The organism is Mesobacillus sp. QJM3NY_10, assembly GCF_056173465.1.
Genome location: NZ_CM149675.1, coordinates 3,307,205 through 3,327,701, shown reverse-complemented (window position 1 = coordinate 3,327,701; position 20,497 = coordinate 3,307,205). Strand labels below are relative to the sequence as shown.

General features: G+C 41.4%; 22 protein-coding genes and 1 pseudogene. 18 read left to right on the top strand and 5 right to left on the bottom strand.

The window, feature by feature from the left end:
• Window positions 1-4 precede the first annotated feature (4 nt).
• Both pstB and phoU read left to right on the top strand, forming a co-directional pair.
• Complete coding sequence (gene pstB, locus AC0VX7_RS16835) at window positions 5-829, top strand: phosphate ABC transporter ATP-binding protein PstB (RefSeq protein ID WP_475425125.1); 825 nt, start codon at window positions 5-7, stop codon at window positions 827-829.
• 31 nt (window positions 830-860) lie between these two features.
• The gene (gene phoU / locus AC0VX7_RS16830; protein ID WP_475425124.1) at window positions 861-1,520 is read left to right on the top strand and encodes a phosphate signaling complex protein PhoU; all 660 of its coding nucleotides are present in this window, start codon (window positions 861-863) and stop codon (window positions 1,518-1,520) included.
• Between the two features lie 91 nt (window positions 1,521-1,611).
• On the opposite strand, the gene AC0VX7_RS16825 is transcribed toward phoU, so the two are convergent.
• Both AC0VX7_RS16825 and AC0VX7_RS16820 read right to left on the bottom strand, forming a co-directional pair.
• Window positions 1,612-2,097 carry a hypothetical protein gene (locus AC0VX7_RS16825; protein ID WP_475425123.1) on the bottom strand — a complete coding sequence of 162 codons (486 nt, stop codon included), beginning with the start codon at window positions 2,095-2,097 and terminating at the stop codon, window positions 1,612-1,614.
• The gene (locus tag AC0VX7_RS16820) at window positions 2,094-2,468 is read right to left on the bottom strand and encodes a hypothetical protein (protein WP_215036436.1); all 375 of its coding nucleotides are present in this window, start codon (window positions 2,466-2,468) and stop codon (window positions 2,094-2,096) included. Before AC0VX7_RS16820 ends, AC0VX7_RS16825 begins: the two co-directional genes overlap by 4 nt.
• A gap of 329 nt (window positions 2,469-2,797) precedes the next feature.
• Between AC0VX7_RS16820 and AC0VX7_RS16815 the strand changes: the two genes are divergently transcribed.
• From AC0VX7_RS16815 to AC0VX7_RS16775, 9 genes are all read left to right on the top strand, one after another.
• Window positions 2,798-3,241: a DUF4912 domain-containing protein gene (locus tag AC0VX7_RS16815; RefSeq protein WP_475425122.1), complete on the top strand. Its 444-nt coding sequence runs from the start codon at window positions 2,798-2,800 to the stop codon at window positions 3,239-3,241.
• On the top strand, window positions 3,238-4,482 hold the full coding sequence (locus AC0VX7_RS16810) for a glycosyltransferase family 4 protein (protein ID WP_475425121.1): 1,245 nt from the start codon (window positions 3,238-3,240) through the stop codon (window positions 4,480-4,482). The genes AC0VX7_RS16815 and AC0VX7_RS16810 overlap by 4 nt, the downstream gene beginning before the upstream one ends.
• Window positions 4,448-5,080, top strand: a complete 633-nt coding sequence (locus AC0VX7_RS16805) for a hypothetical protein (RefSeq protein WP_475425120.1) — start codon at window positions 4,448-4,450, stop codon at window positions 5,078-5,080. The genes AC0VX7_RS16810 and AC0VX7_RS16805 overlap by 35 nt, the downstream gene beginning before the upstream one ends.
• Window positions 5,081-5,136: 56 nt before the next feature.
• A complete protein-coding gene (rpmG, locus tag AC0VX7_RS16800; protein WP_023627313.1) occupies window positions 5,137-5,286 on the top strand; it encodes a 50S ribosomal protein L33 in 150 nt (49 codons plus the stop codon).
• Window positions 5,287-5,445: 159 nt separating this feature from the next.
• Window positions 5,446-6,015, top strand: a complete 570-nt coding sequence (locus tag AC0VX7_RS16795; RefSeq protein ID WP_475425119.1) for a 5-formyltetrahydrofolate cyclo-ligase — start codon at window positions 5,446-5,448, stop codon at window positions 6,013-6,015.
• The gene (locus AC0VX7_RS16790; protein ID WP_475425118.1) at window positions 6,005-6,793 is read left to right on the top strand and encodes a DUF92 domain-containing protein; all 789 of its coding nucleotides are present in this window, start codon (window positions 6,005-6,007) and stop codon (window positions 6,791-6,793) included. Before AC0VX7_RS16795 ends, AC0VX7_RS16790 begins: the two co-directional genes overlap by 11 nt.
• 177 nt (window positions 6,794-6,970) lie before the next feature.
• Window positions 6,971-7,921, top strand: coding sequence for an L-lactate dehydrogenase (locus tag AC0VX7_RS16785; RefSeq protein ID WP_041965490.1), 951 nt, complete (start codon window positions 6,971-6,973; stop codon window positions 7,919-7,921).
• A gap of 387 nt (window positions 7,922-8,308) precedes the next feature.
• The gene (locus AC0VX7_RS16780; RefSeq protein WP_041965489.1) at window positions 8,309-8,506 is read left to right on the top strand and encodes a hypothetical protein; all 198 of its coding nucleotides are present in this window, start codon (window positions 8,309-8,311) and stop codon (window positions 8,504-8,506) included.
• Between the two features lie 329 nt (window positions 8,507-8,835).
• The gene (locus AC0VX7_RS16775; RefSeq protein WP_475425117.1) at window positions 8,836-10,374 is read left to right on the top strand and encodes a rhomboid family intramembrane serine protease; all 1,539 of its coding nucleotides are present in this window, start codon (window positions 8,836-8,838) and stop codon (window positions 10,372-10,374) included.
• On the opposite strand, the gene AC0VX7_RS16770 is transcribed toward AC0VX7_RS16775, so the two are convergent.
• Window positions 10,346-11,227: a hypothetical protein gene (locus tag AC0VX7_RS16770; RefSeq protein ID WP_475425116.1), complete on the bottom strand. Its 882-nt coding sequence runs from the start codon at window positions 11,225-11,227 to the stop codon at window positions 10,346-10,348. The two genes, AC0VX7_RS16775 and AC0VX7_RS16770, sit on opposite strands and share 29 nt — an antisense overlap.
• Before the next feature lie 278 nt (window positions 11,228-11,505).
• Between AC0VX7_RS16770 and AC0VX7_RS16765 the strand changes: the two genes are divergently transcribed.
• The 6 genes and pseudogenes from AC0VX7_RS16765 (at window position 11,506) to AC0VX7_RS16740 (ending at window position 18,779) form a co-directional block, all read left to right on the top strand.
• Complete coding sequence (locus AC0VX7_RS16765) at window positions 11,506-12,966, top strand: spore germination protein (protein ID WP_475425115.1); 1,461 nt, start codon at window positions 11,506-11,508, stop codon at window positions 12,964-12,966.
• 709 nt (window positions 12,967-13,675) lie between these two features.
• Window positions 13,676-13,883 (top strand): annotated as a pseudogene (locus AC0VX7_RS16760) (YqgQ family protein).
• A 16-nt stretch (window positions 13,884-13,899) separates the two neighbouring features.
• Window positions 13,900-14,877 (top strand): ROK family glucokinase, encoded by a 978-nt coding sequence (locus tag AC0VX7_RS16755; RefSeq protein ID WP_475425114.1) that lies wholly within the window; start codon window positions 13,900-13,902, stop codon window positions 14,875-14,877.
• Window positions 14,878-15,148: 271 nt separating this feature from the next.
• Window positions 15,149-17,038 (top strand): LTA synthase family protein, encoded by a 1,890-nt coding sequence (locus AC0VX7_RS16750; RefSeq protein WP_475425113.1) that lies wholly within the window; start codon window positions 15,149-15,151, stop codon window positions 17,036-17,038.
• Window positions 17,039-17,281: 243 nt separating this feature from the next.
• Window positions 17,282-18,442, top strand: a complete 1,161-nt coding sequence (locus AC0VX7_RS16745; protein ID WP_475425112.1) for a YqgU-like beta propeller domain-containing protein — start codon at window positions 17,282-17,284, stop codon at window positions 18,440-18,442.
• Between the two features lie 22 nt (window positions 18,443-18,464).
• Window positions 18,465-18,779 (top strand): MTH1187 family thiamine-binding protein, encoded by a 315-nt coding sequence (locus tag AC0VX7_RS16740; RefSeq protein WP_214907052.1) that lies wholly within the window; start codon window positions 18,465-18,467, stop codon window positions 18,777-18,779.
• Window positions 18,780-18,906: 127 nt separating this feature from the next.
• Here AC0VX7_RS16740 and AC0VX7_RS16735 read toward each other — a convergent pair whose 3' ends face one another.
• Window positions 18,907-19,080: a DUF2759 domain-containing protein gene (locus tag AC0VX7_RS16735; RefSeq protein WP_475425111.1), complete on the bottom strand. Its 174-nt coding sequence runs from the start codon at window positions 19,078-19,080 to the stop codon at window positions 18,907-18,909.
• Window positions 19,081-19,208: 128 nt separating this feature from the next.
• A complete protein-coding gene (locus AC0VX7_RS16730; RefSeq protein ID WP_475425110.1) occupies window positions 19,209-19,673 on the bottom strand; it encodes a hypothetical protein in 465 nt (154 codons plus the stop codon).
• 178 nt (window positions 19,674-19,851) lie between these two features.
• Here AC0VX7_RS16730 and AC0VX7_RS16725 point away from each other — a divergent pair, with 178 nt between their 5' ends.
• Entirely contained in the window at window positions 19,852-20,487 is a 636-nt protein-coding gene (locus AC0VX7_RS16725; RefSeq protein ID WP_475425109.1) for an MBL fold metallo-hydrolase, read from the top strand.
• Window positions 20,488-20,497: the final 10 nt, after the last annotated feature.

Sequence of the window (20,497 nt, the reverse complement as noted above, 5' to 3'; positions counted from 1 at the left end):
ACTTATGTCAGTAGTAACAGAGAAGTCGAATGCTTCTGTAAAAGATACACAGAATACAGCAAGAGAAGATGCCAAAAAGGTTGTATATGAAACAAAGGACCTGAACCTCTGGTATGGTGAAGGCCATGCTTTAAAAAATATCAACCTTGCGATCAATGAGAATGAGGTTACAGCTATCATCGGGCCATCCGGCTGTGGTAAGTCCACTTATATCAAAACGTTGAACCGAATGGTAGAACTTGTCCCGACTGTGAAGATTTCTGGTGAAATTTTATACAGAGGACGAAACATCCTTGAAAAATCGTACCAGGTTGAAGATTTAAGGACAAGTGTCGGAATGGTGTTCCAAAAGCCGAATCCATTCCCTAAATCCATATACGATAATATCGCTTACGGCCCTAAGATTCATGGTATCCGCGATAAAAAGATCCTTGATGAAATTGTCGAAAAGAGCTTGAGAGGGGCAGCCATCTGGGATGATGTAAAAGACCGATTGAACCAGAATGCATACGGCTTGTCTGGGGGTCAGCAGCAGCGTATTTGTATCGCCCGTGCCCTTGCCATTGAACCTGATGTCATCCTGATGGACGAACCAACATCAGCACTTGACCCGATTTCAACCCTGAAGGTAGAGGAACTGGTCCAGGAATTAAAAAAAGATTACAGCATCATCATTGTCACTCATAATATGCAGCAGGCTGCCCGCATATCTGACAAGACTGCATTCTTCCTGAATGGAGAAGTCATTGAGTTTGCTGAAACTGATAAGATTTTCTCAAATCCATCTGATAAGAGAACAGAGGATTATATCACTGGACGTTTCGGTTGATTGAATTATTTCATTGGAAGGATGATGATATATGGTAGTTAGAGGGAAGTTTGAAGAAGACCTGAAGACATTGCATGAAAAGTTGCTGGAACTCGGGAACTTTGCAGTCAATGCGCTAAACCAATCTCTAGAAGCCCTTGAAAAAAAGGATATTGAGCTTGCTTTGAAAATTCTTGCAGATGACGCGAATGCTAACCTTCTCGAAGAGGAGATTAATGATTTTGCGATTTTATTGATTGCGAAGCAGCAGCCTGTAGCTGTGGATTTAAGAAGGCTGATTGTAGCGATCAAGATTGCGACTGACATTGAGAGAATGGCGGATTTTGCAGTGAACATCGCGAAATCGACGATCAGGATCGGGAAGGAGCCTCTTGTAAAGCCGATTGAGCATATCAAGCAGATGCATCAAATCTCACTTGAAATGCTTAAATTATCATTAGAAGCCTATAACGAAGAGGATTTGGGTAAAGCAAGACAGGTTGCACAGATGGACGACCAGGTTGATGACCTGTATGGACAGACAATCAAGGAACTCTTAAGCCTTGCTCAAACGAAGCCCGAGCAACTGGCGCAAATCACCCAGCTCTCATTTATCAGCCGTTACCTCGAACGCTCAGCAGACCACGTAACAAATATTGCCGAAAACGTCTTTTACCTTGTAAAAGGGAAGAGATACGATTTAAATCAATAAGCAATTAAGGAGCAGGGGATCCCTGCTCCTTTTTCTAAGATTATTAAAAAAGACGAAGAAAAAGACCCTCCAGCTAGAGGGTCTTAGTTCGTTATCTATTTTTCGTAATGATTTTCGCGATTTGGTGATAATCCAGGCCGCTTTTCAGTTCGTACTTGCCGATTTGTACCTTTGTATGGTAACCCTTATCAATCAGGAATCGCTCAAATTTGGTTTCGTCGTCGATGATCCCCTGACTTTCCAGCATTGTTGCGACATCACCGGGTGACATACCGCTGGCGATAATGAGTGTGAACTTCTTTTCTTCTTTTACTTCTTCTACTTCTTCTGCTTTTTCAGCAGGAGCTTCTTCTTTTGGTTTTTCTTCTTTAACAACTTCAGCTTTTTTCTCGTTAAGTTTGGCAAACTCGCCGCTGCTCAACACCTTATAGCCTTTTTCTTCGAGAATCTTCTTGGCATCTGAAACGGCAACTTCCTTCTCTGGTTCTTTTTCAGCGATTACGCTGCTGCCTGCCCAGAGGAAAATCGCTGCAAAAATAAGTCCTAATGCAAATGCTTGCGCTGTTCGTTTATTCATACGATCTGTCCTTTATCAACAAATTCATTAATGATTTCCTGGACTTCCTGGTTTGTAAGTGATGATTGCTTTGCAATTTGGTTTATATCCATCCCTTGCTGGGCAAGCGACCACACCTGATTTTTTATGATATCGTGAATTTGGTTTTTGCCAGTATTGAATGAAGATTGCTTTTCCAGGGTTGTATCATTTACGAGCAATTCTTCCTCCAGTACCTTAAGCTTTTTCTTGATCTGGTATAGATCCTGGATTTGCTGGATTGTCAGCTGGTCGATTTCTTCGCGCAATTCTTTATATGGATCTTTCAAAAAGAAAGAAATTGCGAAAAGAAGCGCGGCCAGGACAAAAAGACTGATGATTATGTAGCCCATCTGTTATTCCTCCCGAGCTGTTATTAGAACACATAGAATTAGTTTACCATTCAAGGTAGGAAAATTCGATTTATATTTTTTTCCTGAAAAAAAATGATAGTTTTGTCTTATTATGATTTCCAGTCGCTGTAAAGGCTGTCGAATCCCCGCCATATTTGTAATCCTAAAAGACTATAGAAAAATAAATAAACGTTTTTTCGTAGAGTATCCAGCAAGCTGCAAATTACGACAATTTGCGTTCATTGTGGCTGGCAGACGAACATGCTAACATAAATTTAACGAATATATTTTCAATTCCATTAATATAATGATTAATTTGGGGGTGCAACGTGGCGGAGAGGACTCATTATATTAACAAGCTCCAGGATCATTTAGTTGCGAGAATCATTACACCTGGCAAGCTATTTGTTTACTGGCAGCTCCAGGATGAAAAGGTGCGGTTCATTTGCGAATATTTTTACATACCGGAAGAACAGCTCACTAAAACCTTGCGCTTATATGATCATGACTCCAGGAAAGTCATCCATGAAGTCGTTCTTCGTCATGATGTGTCAAGCTGGCTGTTCAAGGGGATTAAACCAACCGGTAATTACTATGTTGAACTGGGGATTAAACGAAGCACAGAGACATTTTTTCCATTGTTAAAGTCAAATTCGGCTATCCAGCATAACGAAAACCAGCTGAAAGTGGACAAACCACTTTCACCTGGGTGGGCCGGAAAGGTGAGCACCTACACATATTATGAGAATCTTGAAGGGAGCATCCTCAAGTGAAAGGCAGCCAGAGTCAAAAAGAGAAAACAATCCTGATGCTCTCATGGGAATACCCACCTCATATAATAGGCGGGCTTGCGAGACATGTACATGCACTGTCAACTGAACTTGCTAAAAGTAATCAGCAAATTCATGTTTTAACGAGTAAACCCTATGATAGTCAAGAATATGAAAAACAAGGTACTGTCCATATCCACCGGGTAAATCCCATTAATGATCAGGATCCCAATTTCCTTTCCTGGATGGCGGGATTGAATCTTGCTGTCATTGAAGAAGCATTGAATATTGCAAAACATATTGAATTTGATGCTGTTCATACCCATGACTGGATGACAGGACCAGCGGCAGATTTTATCAGTAGAACATTGGATATCCCATTGATTGCAACGATTCATGGCACGGAATTCGGCCGTAATAAAGGCATTTTTACCGAGCTTCAGCAATTTATTTCCAGAAAAGAGAATGAACTGTGCCATTCTGCAGATGAAATCATCGTATGCAGCGACTTTATGAAAGTTGAGGTCATCTCTTTATTTCAAGTTCCCGACAACAAGATTACAGTGATCCCTAATGGGGCTCTATCGGAAAAAGTGGATGAACAAGATTTTGATATCGAAGAGTTATATCCGTTCATTTCCGGCAAGAAACTGGTTTTCTCAATAGGAAGAATTGTTAAGGAAAAAGGATTTCAAACCTTGATTGAAGCTGCGGTCCTGCTGAAACATAAAGCTGCGAATCTATGTTTTGTAGTAGCTGGAAATGGGCCGTTATTAGAAGAGTATAGGGAAAAGGTTGTGGAGATGGGACTGGATGGGTTCGTCAATTTTATAGGATTCGTTAATGAAGAAATCCGTTTCAATTTAATGAAAAGAGCAGATGTGGCTGTTTTTTCCAGCAGCTATGAACCTTTTGGACTTGCCGCTGCTGAGGCGCTTTCCGCTGGCGTCCCGACAGTAGTGGCGAAAACCGGAGGATTGCAAACATTAATTGAAGATTTTAAAACCGGGTTCTATATGCAGCCAGGAAATGAAGAAAGCCTTGTCCATATCATTAATTGGATTCTTGAAAATGAAGCCCGCGCTGAGGAAATCGGCCGAAACGGTAGGATTTCAGTTATTGAGAAATTCAGCTGGGAACGAAATGCAAAGTCAACAGATACACTATATATAAGAGCGATATCAAACTATTGCCATAAGGAGGGTATTAATGAAGACGAATGCTTATCTCAGAATCGACAATGAAGAGAACTTTGAATACAGCAGGAAACCATTGATTTTTAGTCCTGGCATATGGGTCAATGGAAATGTGTATAGGCTTGGGAATGTGACTGAGAAACTTTTGCCGCAGGAAGATTTATCGATAAAAATCAAACAGGCAAATGTTCATTCAAGGGTAGAACTTTTCAATCTTTATGTGACGAACCATTCCAAAGTTGGCAAGGAAGCGAAATTAATCCTGATGCAGCGTCATGCTGATAGTGTTAATGAACAATTCAGTTTTGTATCACCGAATGAAGATGTCATCTTTCACTTTGCAGATAAAAGAATCTACCTTGTAAACGGTTTGAACAGCAATGGCAGGATGAAACAGTGTACAGTTCAGCCGTTATGGAATGTGAGCACTGAACGACTCTGGAATTGCCAGGAATCTGGGAAGCTTAATTATCAGCCAATGGCAAAGGGATCTGCGGCCAGCCTTTTCTCGCTCGATTTGCAAATGGGTCCTCGTGAAACACAAAAAAGCAGCTGCTGGATGATCGAAGGAAATGAAAAAAACATGGTTGTTCATCTGAATGAAATGCTTTTAAAAAACACACTAGCAATTCCCGACAAAAAGTGATATTATAGAAAAGTCGTATGCACGAACCTAGCTAGAATAGTTTGGAGGGAAATTACATGCGTGTAAATATTACATTAGCTTGCACAGAATGCGGAGAGCGCAACTATATTTCTAAAAAAAATAAGCGTAACAACCCAGATCGTCTTGAGCTTAAGAAATACTGCTCAAGAGAAAAGCGCGCAACTTTACATCGTGAAACAAAATAAGCAGCGGGATTTTTCCCAGCTGCTTTTTTGTTTGTCTAAAAACCATATAATTCATTTCTCGCTTGCTTGAAGTAATGGTATTGTTTATACATAGAGAGTTACTTCATGGCGTTAGTAAAACAATACATATAATACTCAGGATGTTTGGGGGAAAGACGGATGGATGCCAAAAAAAAACTTAGAAAGTCCATTAAAGCAAAACTATCAGAGCTTAGCCTGCCACAATACGAAGACCAATCTTATACGGTAGCACAGCAGCTATTCCAAACTGACGAATGGATGGAAGCTTCAACAGTCGCGATCACTGTATCAAAAGCTCCAGAGGTCGATACTTTCCAAATTATCAGGAAGGGATGGGAGCAGGGGAAAAGAGTAGTCGTTCCAAAATGTGAGCCGAAGACACGGAGACTGGACTTCAGGGAACTGAAGCGATTTTCTGAACTTGAATCCGTCTTTTATGGTTTGCTAGAGCCAATTGTTTCCGAAACGAATACTGTGAGCGCTGGAGAGATAGATTTAGTCGTCGTTCCTGGACTCGCTTTTGATAAAAACGGATACAGGCTCGGGTTTGGAGGAGGATACTATGATCGTTTTCTGGCAAACTATCATGGAAAAACGATTTCTTTGGCATTTAAAGACCAGCTCGTTTCTGATATTCCTATTGAAAGTCATGATATCCCGGTTGGAAAAATAATCACCAGCGAAGGAGTTATCGTCATTGGAGATTGACCAGCTCTTGGTAATTGGATTTATTGCCTTGTTTGCGGCTGCTTCAGGATATTTTCAGCTTTTGAAACCATCGGGAGCTATAGCTGCCTTTTTGACCGGGATGTCCATATGGGCAGGTTTTGGTTTAAAGGGACTTTTTTTAATGGGAGTTTTCTTTCTCACTTCCAGCCTCCTGTCCAGGTATAAAAGCAAGGTGAAGGAACACCTGGGAGAGTTACATGAAAAAGGATCAGCAAGGGATTGGGCCCAGGTAGCAGCAAATGGGGGAACTGCAGCAATTGCGGGTCTGGCACATTTTATTTCTCCTGATCCAGTTTGGATCATTGTACTTGCGATTTCCATTGCCAGTGCCAATGCAGATACCTGGGCATCAGAACTTGGCGTGCTAAGCAGACAGCAGCCGGTATCGATCAAATCCTTCAAAAGGGTGCCACGTGGAACCTCGGGAGCAATATCTGGATTTGGAACAGCCGCTTCAGCAGCAGGCTCCTTGTTAATTGCTTTAACCGGTGGTTATCTATTCGATGAAGGAACTGGCTGGATATTGTCTGTGTTTCTCTTCGGTGTGACCGGGGCGTTGCTGGATACGTTGTTAGGAGCCTATATTCAGGCAGGATTTAAATGCGTTCGCTGCAATCTTTATACTGAAAAATTAACCCATTGCACCCTGGCAACCAAACAGGTTTCAGGATTTACCCGGATTAACAACGATGTCGTAAACTTTATCTCATGTTTGACAGCAGCTATTATGGGAATGGCTTTATATAACATCCTTTAAATTCAAATTAGATGTAACAATGGTAAACAGGATGGCAGCAATCAAAGAATACAACACGAATCGAAATGTAACAAAATGTTTATAATGATAACGTTTCCTTATATTAAAAGCAATACATTAATTTCGATAAAAAAAGTACAATCTAATTGAGAAGAAATAATTCAAGGGGGTATACGCATGAAAAATCATGTAAACCGTGTTGTTTTGGTTGGAACAGGCTTCGTTGGTTCAAGTTATGCATTTGCGATGGTCAATCAGGGAGTAACTGAAGAATTAGTACTTGTTGATCTTAATAAGGAAAAGTCAGAAGGGGACGCTATGGATTTGAATCACGGAATGGCGTTTGCGCCTTCCCAGACTAAAATCTGGTTTGGTACATATGCAGACTGCAAGGATGCGGATTTGGTGGTGCTTTGTGCTGGTGCCAATCAAAAACCAGGAGAAACAAGGCTGGATCTTGTAGAGAAAAACACGAAAATCTTCAAAAGCATTGTAGATGAAATTATGGCCAACGGTTTTGACGGAATTTTCCTTGTCGCAACAAACCCTGTTGATATCCTCACATATGCTGTATGGAAATTCTCTGGATTGCCAAAGGAACGTGTCATTGGTTCAGGGACAATTCTTGATACTGCAAGATTCCGATTCTTGCTTGGAGATTATTTCAATGTAGATACTCGAAACGTACATGCCTATATTATAGGTGAGCATGGTGATACCGAATTGCCTGTATGGAGCCATGCGGACATAGGCGGAAAGCCGATCGCCAAAATGATGAAAGATCAGGAGCATTATAAACACGATGACCTGGAAGAGATTTTCACAAATGTCCGGGATGCTGCCTATCATATCATCCAACGTAAAGGAGCCACTTATTATGGAATCGCCATGGGTCTTGTCCGATTGACTAAAGCGATTCTCCAAAATGAGAATTCTATCCTTACGGTTTCAGCCCAACTAAACGGCGAATATGGTCACGACGACATCTATATCGGCGTTCCAGCTATAGTCAACCGCAACGGGATCAGAGAAATAGTCGAACTCTCCCTGGATGAAGAAGAACAACAGAAATTTGACCATTCTGTAGAAGTATTGAGAAAAGTAATGGACCCTGTCTTGAAGGGATAAGAAAAATGGGCTGTTGATCAAAGGACCATTGAAAAAGTCCTTAAAGTATAGCCATTGTTAAATTGCCCGGTTGAATTCCACTCCAGGATGCTTCGCTTTCCGCGGGGCGTGCGGTGAGCCTCCTCAGCGCTAAAGCGCCTGCGGGGTCTCACCTGTCCCGCTGATCCCGCAGGAGTCTCGCACCTTCCGCTCCAATCAACCTCTTGCTATTAAATCGAGAACTGTAACCAACTTTTTTCAAGCTTCTGATTGTTGCAGCCATTTTTTCTTATTCGCTGTTTTTGTAACCGTTTTCTTCTATTATATATACATCTTTTGGAATGAATATTTAAAGATGAGTGGATAAAAAATTGGGTTTATTCCCAAAATAAAAAGGGAGGGATTTATATGGCAAGGAAAATAATTTCGATTTTCATGCTTGGTCTGGCAGGCTATTTTGTTTTTGAGAACAGGTACAGGGTCATGAATATGCTTCTTGGCAACAGGTTTTTGCGACGGGTGGCTGTAGGTTCAATCATGGGTCTGCCGGGTATTAGAAGCAAAATGATGGATTCATTATTCTCAGGACCTTCGGAGTTTCAGTAAAGGCTGTTTTCGTATTGATTATTGCTTTTCGAACCTATACTGGTATCCACATTAATTAAGGTATCGGGGCTCTTTTCGAGGAGAATTCTAAAGAGGATTTACGATCATACTCGTAAAAACCCAGGTGCCGGTTTTTACTCTTGTTGAGAAAGCTACAAAGTTTACGAAAAGAGCCTCAGTAAAAAGACCTTGTCGGGTCTTTTTCTGTTTTAAGGGCTCTTGTTATCTTGCTAATGGAACTTTAGTTTATAATAATTTTATAGAGGAAAAAATAAATACATATTAACGGCTGGGACCGGAGCAGGAAAGTAGGGGAGATGTTGGCTTTTTTGGAAGAGTATTTGTTTTGGAAGGTCACGGAATTCCTGATTGTGAAGAAGGAGTATCGTATCCTACAGCTATCGCAGGATCATAGAGAGCTATGGCTGGAAAAGACAGAAGACAAGAATACACAGGTTGTTCGCCTGCTGCATTATAATCTTGATTGGACCAACTGGTTGCAAAGGGATATCGGGATGACTGCGGAGAATGGAGACAGAATCCGCAGGAAACTTGCTAAAGGAGAGTTGAAGATTCTTAATCTCTACTTTAGTGCGTATCCCCCAGTAGACGATTATGAGTTTAGAATCGCCGAACCGACCCTTTCTGAAAATAGCAAGGTAACTGTTGAGTCCATTATAGTGGATCGGGCAAATGCGTCAGAAGCATTAAGGAAAATAGAAAATAGGATTGATGGCAACATCGAGATTGATTTAGCAGAGGAATTCTCTGTCGATGACATAGAGTCTATTAAGAAAAATGCTCTTTCCAGCGCGGTTAGTCGCGCTAAGGAAGAACAATCGATATTTAATTATGGGAAGCCCTTTTTCACCTATCTATTCATTGCGGTACAGGTGCTGATGTTTCTGGTTCTTGAGGCAGCGGGAGGTAGCACGGATACTTCAACGCTGATAAAATTTGGTGCAAAATTCAACCCGCTTATACTTGAGGGTGAATGGTGGCGTTTTTTCACACCGATTATCATTCATATTGGCCTGCTCCACCTATTCATGAATACTCTCGCTTTATACTACTTAGGGACGATGGTTGAACGCCTTTACGGCAATTTGCGTTTTTTGTTTATTTATATTTTCTCAGGTTTCATCGGAGTACTGGCCAGCTTCATTTTTAGTCCAAATCTTTCAGCAGGAGCGAGCGGCGCGATCTTTGGCTGCTTTGGAGCTCTACTTTATTTTGGTGTCGCCAAACCAAGACTGTTTTGGCGGACATTGGGACTGAATATTCTTGTGGTGCTTGGAATCAACCTTGCTTTTGGCTTTACCATTCCTGGAATCGATAATGCTGGACATATAGGAGGCCTTGTCGGAGGATTTGCATCAGCCGGTATTTTCCACCTTCCTAAAAAGAAACGCCCACTGCTTCAAGGAGCATTCCTGGCTGTTTCAGTTGCTGCAGTTTTTTTAACCTTGCAGTATGGTTTTAGCGGCAAAGCAAATTTAGTAGATGAAAGCTCAATATTGGTGCTTGCGCAACAGCATATAAAAGCCGAAGAGTATGAACAGGCAAATGAGCTACTTACGGATTATCGCCAGTTGGAGACACTTTCAGCGGAATCATTATTCATGCTTTCATTTACCGAAATAAAGTTGGGTCAGCTTGAGGAAGCTAAACGTAATCTTCTTAAGGTTATTGATATGGCTCCTGATTTCCATGAAGCATATTACAATCTCGCATTGATTTATTTCGATGAAAAGGAACTCAAGAAAGCTCAAACTTATGCTGAAAAGGCGGTAGAGTTAAATCCCGGGCAGGATAGTTACCGAAAAACACTTGAGCAGATTAATTACTACCTTGAAGAAGCTGCTTGAGTACGATGCTTTCACCAGAGTCAGTTTGTGTTACAACCAGCAGATGGCTCTTATCATTAGAAACCAAAATCAAAGGCATGGTACTGTCAATCGGATCAACGACAGTGCCATCGCTTTTTTTTATGCCAAGGTAATAATTTTTATATAACCCCTCCCATAGCTTTCCAACAATATTGGCAGTCTCCTTTTGGGTAAAACCTTTTATAGGCTGGTCTTCGTATTTTCTAATTGTATCGAGAGGTACAGCAATATAATTCGAAGCTTTAAACCCATACTTCTTTTCAGCCTTGTTCAAGCTTTTATTCAGTGTGTTACTTACACTCTGATCCAGGACATTCTTCCATTCCTTCTCCTGTTTACTTTTGGCGATAGAGAAGGATTGAAGTGGGCTGAAAGGAGAATCAATCACATATAGCATGTCATCAGACATCCTTTGAGCACTTGTGATTCTTTCGCCGTCACCATGCAGTTCGGAATAATGAAAAGTGATGGCGTCATACCTTGCGCTTTCCCTGTTTGAAATGAAGTCTTCCTGGTAAACATCTGCTGTATCCTGCTCCCATTTGGCAGCTTTTCCTTTTAAAAGGCCGTTGACGAATAATAGCCCCATATCCTGTCTTAAGTATGCCTCCTGGTCCAACATGGATTGCATCTTCCAATCAATCGTGTGCTTATCATTCTTCTTATCTTTTTGCAGCGTCAATGAAGTACTCGCGCTCTTGTACTGCACAGAATCATTCAATGGAAAAAAAGTGATCGTCTCCTCCGAACTGTTGATGTTCTGAAGTTGAATCATTAACGCAGAGACTGCAATGGCAAAAACGCTAATTCCCAAAAATACATACTTTTTCATTAAGCTCACCCTTTTCAGATTGTCTGGTAGGTCGGTATAACCACTATATGATACTTGTCCGGAACACATGCAATTAAGTATGTATTTGCGTTTTTTTGTCTAAGATGGTGAAAGAAGCGGACAGGAAAATATTGGTCAGCTTATTGCTTAATAGCTGTTCCTGTAATACATGGTAAGTGCTCTTTCAATTTTAACCTGGTCTAAGACCACGGTAAGATTCATTGCCGCATCAACAAAGTCTATAAAAGAGCCCTTAATGAAAGGTGTTAGGATAGAATATGGCAGAAAAAACGAAGCATCCCGTACAGGAAAATCTAAAAAAAAATATTGAGTATTTAAGAGAAGAACTTGGAATTGGCAAGAGTTTTGATGTCATCCAGCTGGATGTCGAGTACGCCGGCAGGGAAATGGCTTTGTTTCTTGTAGATGGATTCGTAAAGGACGATATCCTTCTCTATATCATGCAGTTGCTTGCGAAACTTGAGCCTGGCGCCCTGGACATTGATACACTCAAGAAACTGGTCAAGACATACATCCCTTATGTTGAGGTAGAAACGACTGACGACCTTGATAAGGTAGCAGATATGGTTCTGGCCGGCCCTACGGCGCTAGCGGTAGATGGAGTGGCCGAAATCATCCTGATAGATGCAAGAACCTATCCAGTGCGCGGTCCGCAGGAACCAGATACTGAAAGGGTGGTAAGAGGTTCGAGAGATGGTTTCGTGGAAACATTGGTCTTCAATACTGCGCTTACAAGAAGGAGAATCCGTGACCGCACATTGAGAATGGAGTACATGCAGGTCGGGAGAAGGTCGCAAACGGATGTGGTCGTCAGTTATATAGAAGATATTGCCGATCCTGAGATGGTCAAGAAAGTAAAGGATTCAATCAGTAAAATTGATACGGACGGACTGCCGATGGGAGAGAAAACGATCGAGGAATTTATCTCAGGCCAGCATTGGAACCCATTTCCCACTGTAAGATACACAGAGCGCCCGGATACCGCTGCCACACATTTATATGAAGGGCATGTATGCATCATCGTTGACGGATCGCCAAGTGTCCTTATAACGCCGACAACCTTCTGGCATCATTTGCAGCATGCAGAGGAGTACCGAAATAAACCGGTTGTCGGGGCTTATCTGAGAATGGTGCGTTTCATGGCTGTATGGTCATCCTTGTTCATGCTTCCTTTATGGTATTTATTCGCGGTCAAACCAGAACTGCTCCCGGAGAAGCTGGCATTTATCGGTCCGAATGATCCAGGTCAAATTCCGTTATTTCTTCAGTTCTTCCTGATTGAAATAGGAATCGATGTGCTCAGGATGGCTGCAATCCATACGCCGACCTCCCTGGCAACCGCGCTTGGACTTGTCGCCGCCTTGATGATTGGGCAAGTGGCAGTCGAAGTGGGCCTGCTGACAAATGAAGTCATCCTTTACCTTGCGATTGCGGCAATTGGAACTTTCGCAACACCAAGTTATGAAATGAGCCTGGCAAACCGGCTTATAAGGATCTTCCTGTTAGTACTGACTGCAGCATTCCAGCTATACGGATTTCTGATTGGGGTCGTCCTGTTCATCATCTTGCTTGCAAGAATGAATTCCTTTGGAGTACCTTACCTGTGGCCATTCATACCGTTCAACCCGCGGGCATTCCGTGACGTGCTCGTTCGGTCTCCAATCCCATTAAAGAACAGAAGGCCGCGGATTTTGAAACCGCAGGATCCCGATAGGTAGGATTTAAGTAGCAGCCTATGCTGCTTTTAGTAGTGGAAAAAAGGGTCTAGGAATGTTCTCGTTCCGAAACCCTTTTTACGTAATAAAAGGTACTAGGGAGCAAGTTGTTTGAAAGGGTACCATCTTGAATATTTTAATTGTTCCTATGCATTGGAGTATTTTTCGATACATATCCATCTTCTCATGCACTATTTAAGTCTTTTTAGAGAAGAGATTAGGTGCGCTCTATCAAAGATTGGAAGTCCTGTTGATTGGAGTGGAAGGCGCGTAGACTCCGAAAATGCTAACGCATTTCCATCGTGCGTGGGAAGGTTCGAGGTAGCTCTTCAAAGTCCTGCGGGATTCGCTGGACAGGTGAGACCCCGCAGACGCCAACGGCGGCGAGGAGGCTCAGCGCCAGCCCTGAGGAAGAATTGCTTATGAAAAAGACGGCAAGTGGTCTTTTTCATATTCTTCCCGCGGAAAGCGAAGCGCCTGGAACGTAAATCAACAGCCCCATAACACTCCACACAAAAAAAGCAGCGCTTGCTGCTTTTTTTTATTGGTAAGAAGTCTTATGGTAGTCATGATGAACAAGCCAATTTAGTGATGAAAGACTTTGGTATTTGTCATAAAATCTTCTTCTGCATACTTGAGCAGGCATTAAGTATCCTTTATACTTAGGTAATGGAAACATGCTCTTATTTTCACAAACATTGAGGGGATTACGTTGAAGACGATTTACGATATCCAGCAGTTCTTGAAAAAATTCCGGGACATTTATTTACATAGGTGACAGAGTGGCGGATCTAGAGCTCATGGGAGCAGAACTGAAGGAAATGTATAATTCCCAATTGATTGAGACAAAAGATTACCAGTCTGCGATTTTACTTTTAAGACAAGAAATCCGAATGGAAAAAGAAAAAAAACGTACATGAGAAAAGGTGACTGAATATGGCTGAAAAGTGGCTTGTAGGTGTAGATTTAGGAGGAACAACAACTAAACTTGCTTTCATAAGTTTATATGGAGAAATCCTTCATAAATGGGAGATCCCAACAGATGTTTCAGAACAAGGGAAAAATATAACGGTCAATATCGCAAAGGCGATTGATGCGAAGCTTGAAGAGTTAGGGCATTCAAAAAGTGAAATCATCGGGATTGGCATGGGAGCACCTGGTCCAGTTGACCTTGCCACTGGCGTAATTTATGAAGCAGTGAACCTTGGATGGAGAGAGCCTTACCCATTAAAAGACTTGCTTGAAGTCGAAACCTCGCTTCCGGCTGTAATCGATAATGACGCTAACTGCGCAGCACTTGGTGAGATGTGGAAAGGTGCTGGAAATGGTGCAAAAGATCTTGTATGTGTCACTCTGGGAACAGGTGTAGGCGGCGGAGTTATCACGAATGGCGACATTGTACACGGTGTCAGCGGTGCTGCTGGTGAAATAGGCCATATTACTTCTATGGCTGAAGGTGGGGCTCCGTGTAACTGTGGCAAGACTGGCTGCCTGGAAACGATTGCCTCAGCAACTGGAATTGTCCGAATTGCCACTAAAGCATTAAACGAAGGAACCCCAGCCGGAGAACTGGCAGCGGTGTATAAGGAAACTGGCCATGTTACGGCAAAAGATGTTTTTGATTCTGCAAAAAGAAATGACCAATTAGCGTTGAAAGTCATTGATTCAGTTGCTTTGCATTTGGGAATTGCTCTTGCGAATATCGCTAATACGCTTAATCCTGAAAAAATCGTCCTTGGAGGCGGAGTTTCAAAAGCAGGAAATGTTTTGCTCGATCCAATAAAAGAACAATTTTTACGTAATTCTTTTCCTCGAGTAGCGCAATCGACTGAAATCAGTATCGCAACATTGGGAAATGATGCAGGTGTGATTGGTGCTGCGTGGCTGGTCAAAAACAAGATAGCACAAGCCTAATAAGCTTCAGGGAGTTTTGTGACAAAACTCCCTGTTTTTTTATGTGCTAAAAGTTTCAATTTTCGAAATTTGGACATTCCTGAAACTTTTTTAGGTTTGATTCGTCTAAAATAGAGGAAAATGACAGTAATTGGTCTATGCTTTTTTAGGTTTGATTTTGTTTGCTTTTTAGAAAAAAAAGTATTAAGATTATCTTTGATTCTTAAGCAGGTGGAAAAAATCACCTTAAATTTCCCATATCTGTTATTTTTAACAGGGAGGTAACAAACAAATGAAGAATAATAAATGGACTAAAGCATCCATTGTTGTGATTGCGACAGTCCTGCTTTGGTTAAAGACTTATATTGCCTATAAAACTAGCTTTGATATAAAGATTGAGAACTGGAGACAGGAGATTATCCTGTTCATGAATCCATTAAGTTTCCTGATGGTCATTTTTGGAATCAGCATGTTCATGAAGGAAAAGGCTCAGAAACGCTACATTTTGATTACAAGTTTCATAGTTTCAGCGATTCTTTTCGCCAATGTAGTGTTCTACCGTTTCTTCAATGACTTCCTGACGATACCTGTGCTTTTCCAAACGAGCAATATGAGCGACTTGGGAAGCAGTGTTACTGAATTGATCAACTTCAGTGACTTGTTATATTTCGCTGATTTCCTCGTATTGGCACTTCTATTAAAAGTCAAACCAAATGTAATAGGATATCGGGAATATACCAAGGTGGACCGCAGAGCGTATTTTCTTGTGGCGATCGCGATTTCATTTTTCAACCTGGGAATGGCTGAAACTGAGCGTCCGCAGCTGTTGACAAGAACATTCGATAGAGAAATGCTGGTCAAAAATATTGGGACATACAATTATCACCTTTATGATGCTTTCTTACAGTCAAAGTCTTCGGCACAGAGAGCTATGGCTGATGGCAGTGAACTGGCTGATATCGACAACTATGTGCGCGCTAACTATCTGCCGCCGAACGAGGACATGTTTGGTATTGCTAAGGGCAAGAATGTGATTCTGGTTTCAATGGAATCCACGCAGAACTTTGTCATAAATCAAACTGTGAATGGCCAGGAAATTACACCTTTCCTGAACGATTTCATTAAAGAAAGCTATTACTTTAATAATTTTTATCACCAGACCGGCCAGGGTAAAACTTCGGACTCTGAATTCCTTGTTGATAACTCATTGTATCCATTAAGCCGAGGTGCAGTTTTCTTTACGCACTCAGGTAATGAATATACAGCCACACCTGAAATCTTGAATGAGAACGGCTATTTCACTGCTTCTCTGCATGCGAATAACAAAAGCTTCTGGAACCGTGATATCATGTATCAATCACTGGGATACGAGCGTTTCTATTCGTTGCCGGATTATGATGTGAAAGAAGAAAATTCTGTAGGCTGGGGAATGAAAGATATTGAGTTCTTCCAACAGTCTGTTGATCATTTGAAGGCTATGCCAAAGCCATTCTATTCAAAGTTCATTACATTGACGAATCACTTCCCATTCGAATTGAACGAGGAAGACCGCTTTGTCGAGCCGTATACTTCAAATGACAAGACAGTCAACAATTACTTCCCGACTGTCCGTTATCAGGATGAAGCTTTGAAGCTGTTTATCCAAAAATTAAAAGATGAAGGCCTCTATGAGGACTCAATCATCATTTTATATGGTGATCATTACGGAATCTCCGAGAACCATAATAAGGCGATGGGTGAGTATCTCGGCAAGGAGATTACACCTTTTGAAAGCACGCAGCTGCAGCAGGTGCCATTGATTGTTCATATCCCAGGTCAGGAAGGCAAGACGATTCCAACTGTAGGCGGACAGATTGACCTCAAGCCGACTATTCTCCACCTGTTGGGAATCGATACTAAGAATAACATTGACTTCGGATCAGACCTATTCTCAAAGGACCGGCTTGACTTTGCGGTTCTGCGCGATGGCAGCTTCATCACGAAGGATCATGTATTCACGAGAGAAGCTTGCTATGATAAATCAACTGGTGAGCCGACTGACAAAACAGCTTGTGAGCCTTTCTTTGATCAAGCAAAGAACGAGCTCGAGTTTTCCGATAAAATTATTTACGGGGACTTGCTGAGATTTTATGACGAGAAAAATGCCAGTAAAGAAAAGAGTTATCCGAAATCAAATGAGTAATTTTTAGAGAAACCTGTGCCTTAATGGTGCAGGTTTTTATTGTGAAAATTGTTTCTTTCAGAAAAATAAGGATGGTAATTTGACTGGATACATGGGATATTACTTAGTGGGATTTTCACTTTTGTTTGATGGAAGTCAGTAATATTCTGTATTAAAAATATATATGAATTTTTGGAAATTATTGAAACATTTACAAGTTTCTAACGTACAGATATATACATTGTTTAAAATGGGGGGGTAGAGGTGAGACAAATTAAGGAGAGTACATATCGTATACCTTATGTTAGCTGGTTGTTGCTGATCATCATCACTTCTGCACTCGGCCTATCCGCTTGTTCCCAGAAGCTTGATGCTTCATTGCATGAGGGAGCTGGTCACAGCTTAAATAGAGTAAAGGAATCTCCAGGGCCTTCGTTTTTAGGAGCAGAAATTGTTCCAATCGAGATGGGGGAACAGGAAGAATTCTATAAGTCTGCGGGCTGGCTAAGTGATTCAGAAATTCTCTACATTTCAAATAAAGGGGAAGGCACTTCTTTATTATATTCATACAATCTTGGAACAGGAAAGGCATCATTGCTGTATAGAAGTGAGCAGCCAATCATAACCGCGGTACCAAGTCCGGAGAAGAAAAAGGTGATGATACATAGCGCTGCATCAGAGGAGGGTCTCCTCACTGTTATCGATTTGACAGGGAAAGAATTGTATTCTACAAGCATTCAATCATATGAACTAACTTTTGAGTGGAATCCATTCGATGTGAATTTGCTAATTGTTTCTGCATTTACAGAAGATTGGGATTTCAGAAGTTATTTATTGGATTTAAGGGATAATAATCTGAAAGAGATCAAACTGCCAGAGCCTTTTGTAAGGTGGATTTCTGAGGATGTCCTCGTTTATCAGAAGTGGGATGAAGACGGGATTTCACTAGATGCCCCGCTACGAACCTTTTCTTTGAAGGAAAACAAAACTGAAACCTTACTCGAAGATGTATATCAATTTGATTCGCAAGGACCATACTTAATGACTGTAAAAGTGGATGAAGAAGAAAATGAAGAATCGGGTCTGTATGCCTTCTTCAGGAATGGTGACAAATCGGTTGGAAGTATCGAGGCTCCGTTGTTAACTTCTTTTTCTGGATGGGTCGTCCCTTTTTATGATTTAATGGATAATGGAAAGAATTTTATTTATCTGCGGGCAACAGAGCAGGGTGAAGCGGACCTTTACGATGGTGGGTTTGACTTGCTCCGTTATCATTTAGATTCAGGTAACGAGGAAGTTATTTTCACCGAAATGGCCAACGAGCCCCTTTCCTGCTCTCCCTCCGGAGAAATGTGCCTGTACGGTTTCCAGTTTGATAAAGTCTTGAATATCGAGACAAACGAGATCATTGATCTCGTTCACTAATAATTTTCAAGGAGAGATTTTGATGGCAATTGTAGATGTAACAGTGATTCCAATCGGAACACAGACACCAAGTGTCAGTTCCTATGTAGCGGATATTCAAAGAATCCTTAAGCAGTATGAAGAACAAGGCAAAATCCAATATCAACTTACACCGATGAATACCTTGATTGAAGGTGAACTTCCCGTTCTGTTTGAGGTAATCCAGGCGATTCACGAAGCACCGTTCAATGCTGGCATCCAGCGGGTAGCCACAAATATCCGGATTGATGACAGGCGTGATGTGAAAAGAAAGATGCAGGATAAGGTAAACAGAGTAAACGAATTGCTTCAGCAATAAGAAAAGCGCAAGCGCCTCGGTCAGCCCCGACAAGCGCTGGAGCTGGATACTAATCTTAGTACAAAAAGTTTCTAAAATATAAACGAAAAAGACCACCTGCAAAGGGTGGTCTTTTTTGTGTTTCGTATTAATGAGGTGTTGGGAATCCAGAGGTAAGGATCGTCATGACTGTGAACCAGCCAATAACCAGGAATGTTCCTCCACCAAACACGATACCAAGAATGTTTTTGTTTTTAAGTGCCGAAAATGTTGCATAGCCGGCAAGCAGTGTAATTAAAGCGCAAATAATCGCAAAACCCATGAAAAAGCCCCCTTCATAAATTAGGCAGACATAAAGCCTGTTTGTAAAAAAGTTTGAATGAAATATAGGCGGCAGCCTGTTATGTAATGACAAGCATACACTCGTTTTATATTTTATATTTTTTTACATCATTTGTCGAGGTCTAAAAACTCAACTTTCACCTCATATGCCTTTACTATACCCAATACCAGTTCAGTATAATGGTCTATGGTAAAATAAATACCTTCAACAGTCGTAAACACAAGATGTTCTTCCAGCTGTAAGAGAGCCATTTCAGTCTGAACTTTGCTGCCACCTGTAAATCTGAAGGCTGACAAATCGTTCGCAAATAGAAAAACATCGGCACCGGTTTGAAAGCCATAATCGTAAAAATCTTCTCCCGCTTTTCCTTCTGTTTTTATCAATTGATGCATTTCTTCAAGGAGATCTGCTTCCGACAGCAAATCCGAAGCCACATCTGCTATTTGTGGATCGTGATAAATATAAATATTTTCATGAATTAGAAGCGGAGGTGCAGTTGTTTGTAGAAACTGGTCAAAGTCAGGCAGTTCTGAAAGTAAAGGGTTGGCTTCAATTCCAATGAAAATTTGCACTTAGCAGCCTCCTCTGTGCCGGGATGTACAAAACTAATTAATTGTGACTTTAAAAAATCATCCTTTGGGTCTGCTCATCAAGGTACATGAGCTTTTCTATCGCAATCCTTAAAACTTGCCTGACAATAGTGTAAAATAAATGTATTAATAATACCACTAGAAGCTGGAGGCTATTTTGATGAAATGGAAACAGATTCCCCTAGGTCCCTTACAAACAAATTGTTATGTTGTCTATGATGAAAACCAATCATGCCTAATTGTGGATCCTGGTGATAATCCGAGAAAGCTGGCAACAGTGCTTGAACAGCTAGAATTGAAGCCGGAAGCAATTGTGCTCACTCATGCTCATTTCGATCATATCGGGGCAGTGGATAGAATAAGAGATAAGTACGGAATCAAGGTATATATTCATGAAAAAGAAAAGGATTGGCTAACAGACCCTTCTTTGAATGGTTCAAAGCATTTTATGCTTAACGAGCCAATCAAAGCGCGTCCTGCTGACCATTTGATCAAAGATGAAGGCGCAATGTCAATTGGCAGTTTTGAGTTCGAAGTATTTGAAACACCGGGGCATTCTCCAGGGAGTATATCGATCTACTTTCCTGAAGCAGAGTTTGTCCTTGCAGGAGACGCCCTGTTTAATGGCAGCATCGGAAGGACGGACTTGCCGGGTGGCAACCATAATCAACTAATAAGAAGCATCCATGACAAGCTCCTTGTATTGCCAGAACAAACTGAAGTCCTCCCTGGTCACGGACCAGCAACCTCGATTGGTTTAGAAATGGATTCGAATCCTTTTTTAAACGGATTTTAAAAAGGTAGCA

Excerpts from the sequence above, each read along its gene's own strand:
- AC0VX7_RS16785 (WP_041965490.1), top strand. The coding sequence starts at position 6,971 with ATGAAAAATCATGTAAACCGTGTTGTTTTGGTTGGAACAGGCTTCGTT.
- phoU (WP_475425124.1), top strand. The coding sequence starts at position 861 with ATGGTAGTTAGAGGGAAGTTTGAAGAAGACCTGAAGACATTGCATGAA.
- AC0VX7_RS16740 (WP_214907052.1), top strand. The coding sequence starts at position 18,465 with ATGGCAATTGTAGATGTAACAGTGATTCCAATCGGAACACAGACACCA.
- AC0VX7_RS16765 (WP_475425115.1), top strand. The coding sequence starts at position 11,506 with ATGGCAGAAAAAACGAAGCATCCCGTACAGGAAAATCTAAAAAAAAAT.
- AC0VX7_RS16825 (WP_475425123.1), bottom strand. The coding sequence starts at position 2,097 with ATGAATAAACGAACAGCGCAAGCATTTGCATTAGGACTTATTTTTGCA.
- AC0VX7_RS16725 (WP_475425109.1), top strand. The coding sequence starts at position 19,852 with ATGAAATGGAAACAGATTCCCCTAGGTCCCTTACAAACAAATTGTTAT.
- AC0VX7_RS16755 (WP_475425114.1), top strand. The coding sequence starts at position 13,900 with ATGGCTGAAAAGTGGCTTGTAGGTGTAGATTTAGGAGGAACAACAACT.
- AC0VX7_RS16805 (WP_475425120.1), top strand. The coding sequence starts at position 4,448 with ATGAAGACGAATGCTTATCTCAGAATCGACAATGAAGAGAACTTTGAA.
- AC0VX7_RS16780 (WP_041965489.1), top strand. The coding sequence starts at position 8,309 with ATGGCAAGGAAAATAATTTCGATTTTCATGCTTGGTCTGGCAGGCTAT.
- AC0VX7_RS16770 (WP_475425116.1), bottom strand. The coding sequence starts at position 11,227 with ATGAAAAAGTATGTATTTTTGGGAATTAGCGTTTTTGCCATTGCAGTC.
- AC0VX7_RS16735 (WP_475425111.1), bottom strand. The coding sequence starts at position 19,080 with ATGGGTTTTGCGATTATTTGCGCTTTAATTACACTGCTTGCCGGCTAT.
- rpmG (WP_023627313.1), top strand. The coding sequence starts at position 5,137 with ATGCGTGTAAATATTACATTAGCTTGCACAGAATGCGGAGAGCGCAAC.
- AC0VX7_RS16820 (WP_215036436.1), bottom strand. The coding sequence starts at position 2,468 with ATGGGCTACATAATCATCAGTCTTTTTGTCCTGGCCGCGCTTCTTTTC.
- AC0VX7_RS16795 (WP_475425119.1), top strand. The coding sequence starts at position 5,446 with ATGGATGCCAAAAAAAAACTTAGAAAGTCCATTAAAGCAAAACTATCA.
- AC0VX7_RS16750 (WP_475425113.1), top strand. The coding sequence starts at position 15,149 with ATGAAGAATAATAAATGGACTAAAGCATCCATTGTTGTGATTGCGACA.
- pstB (WP_475425125.1), top strand. The coding sequence starts at position 5 with ATGTCAGTAGTAACAGAGAAGTCGAATGCTTCTGTAAAAGATACACAG.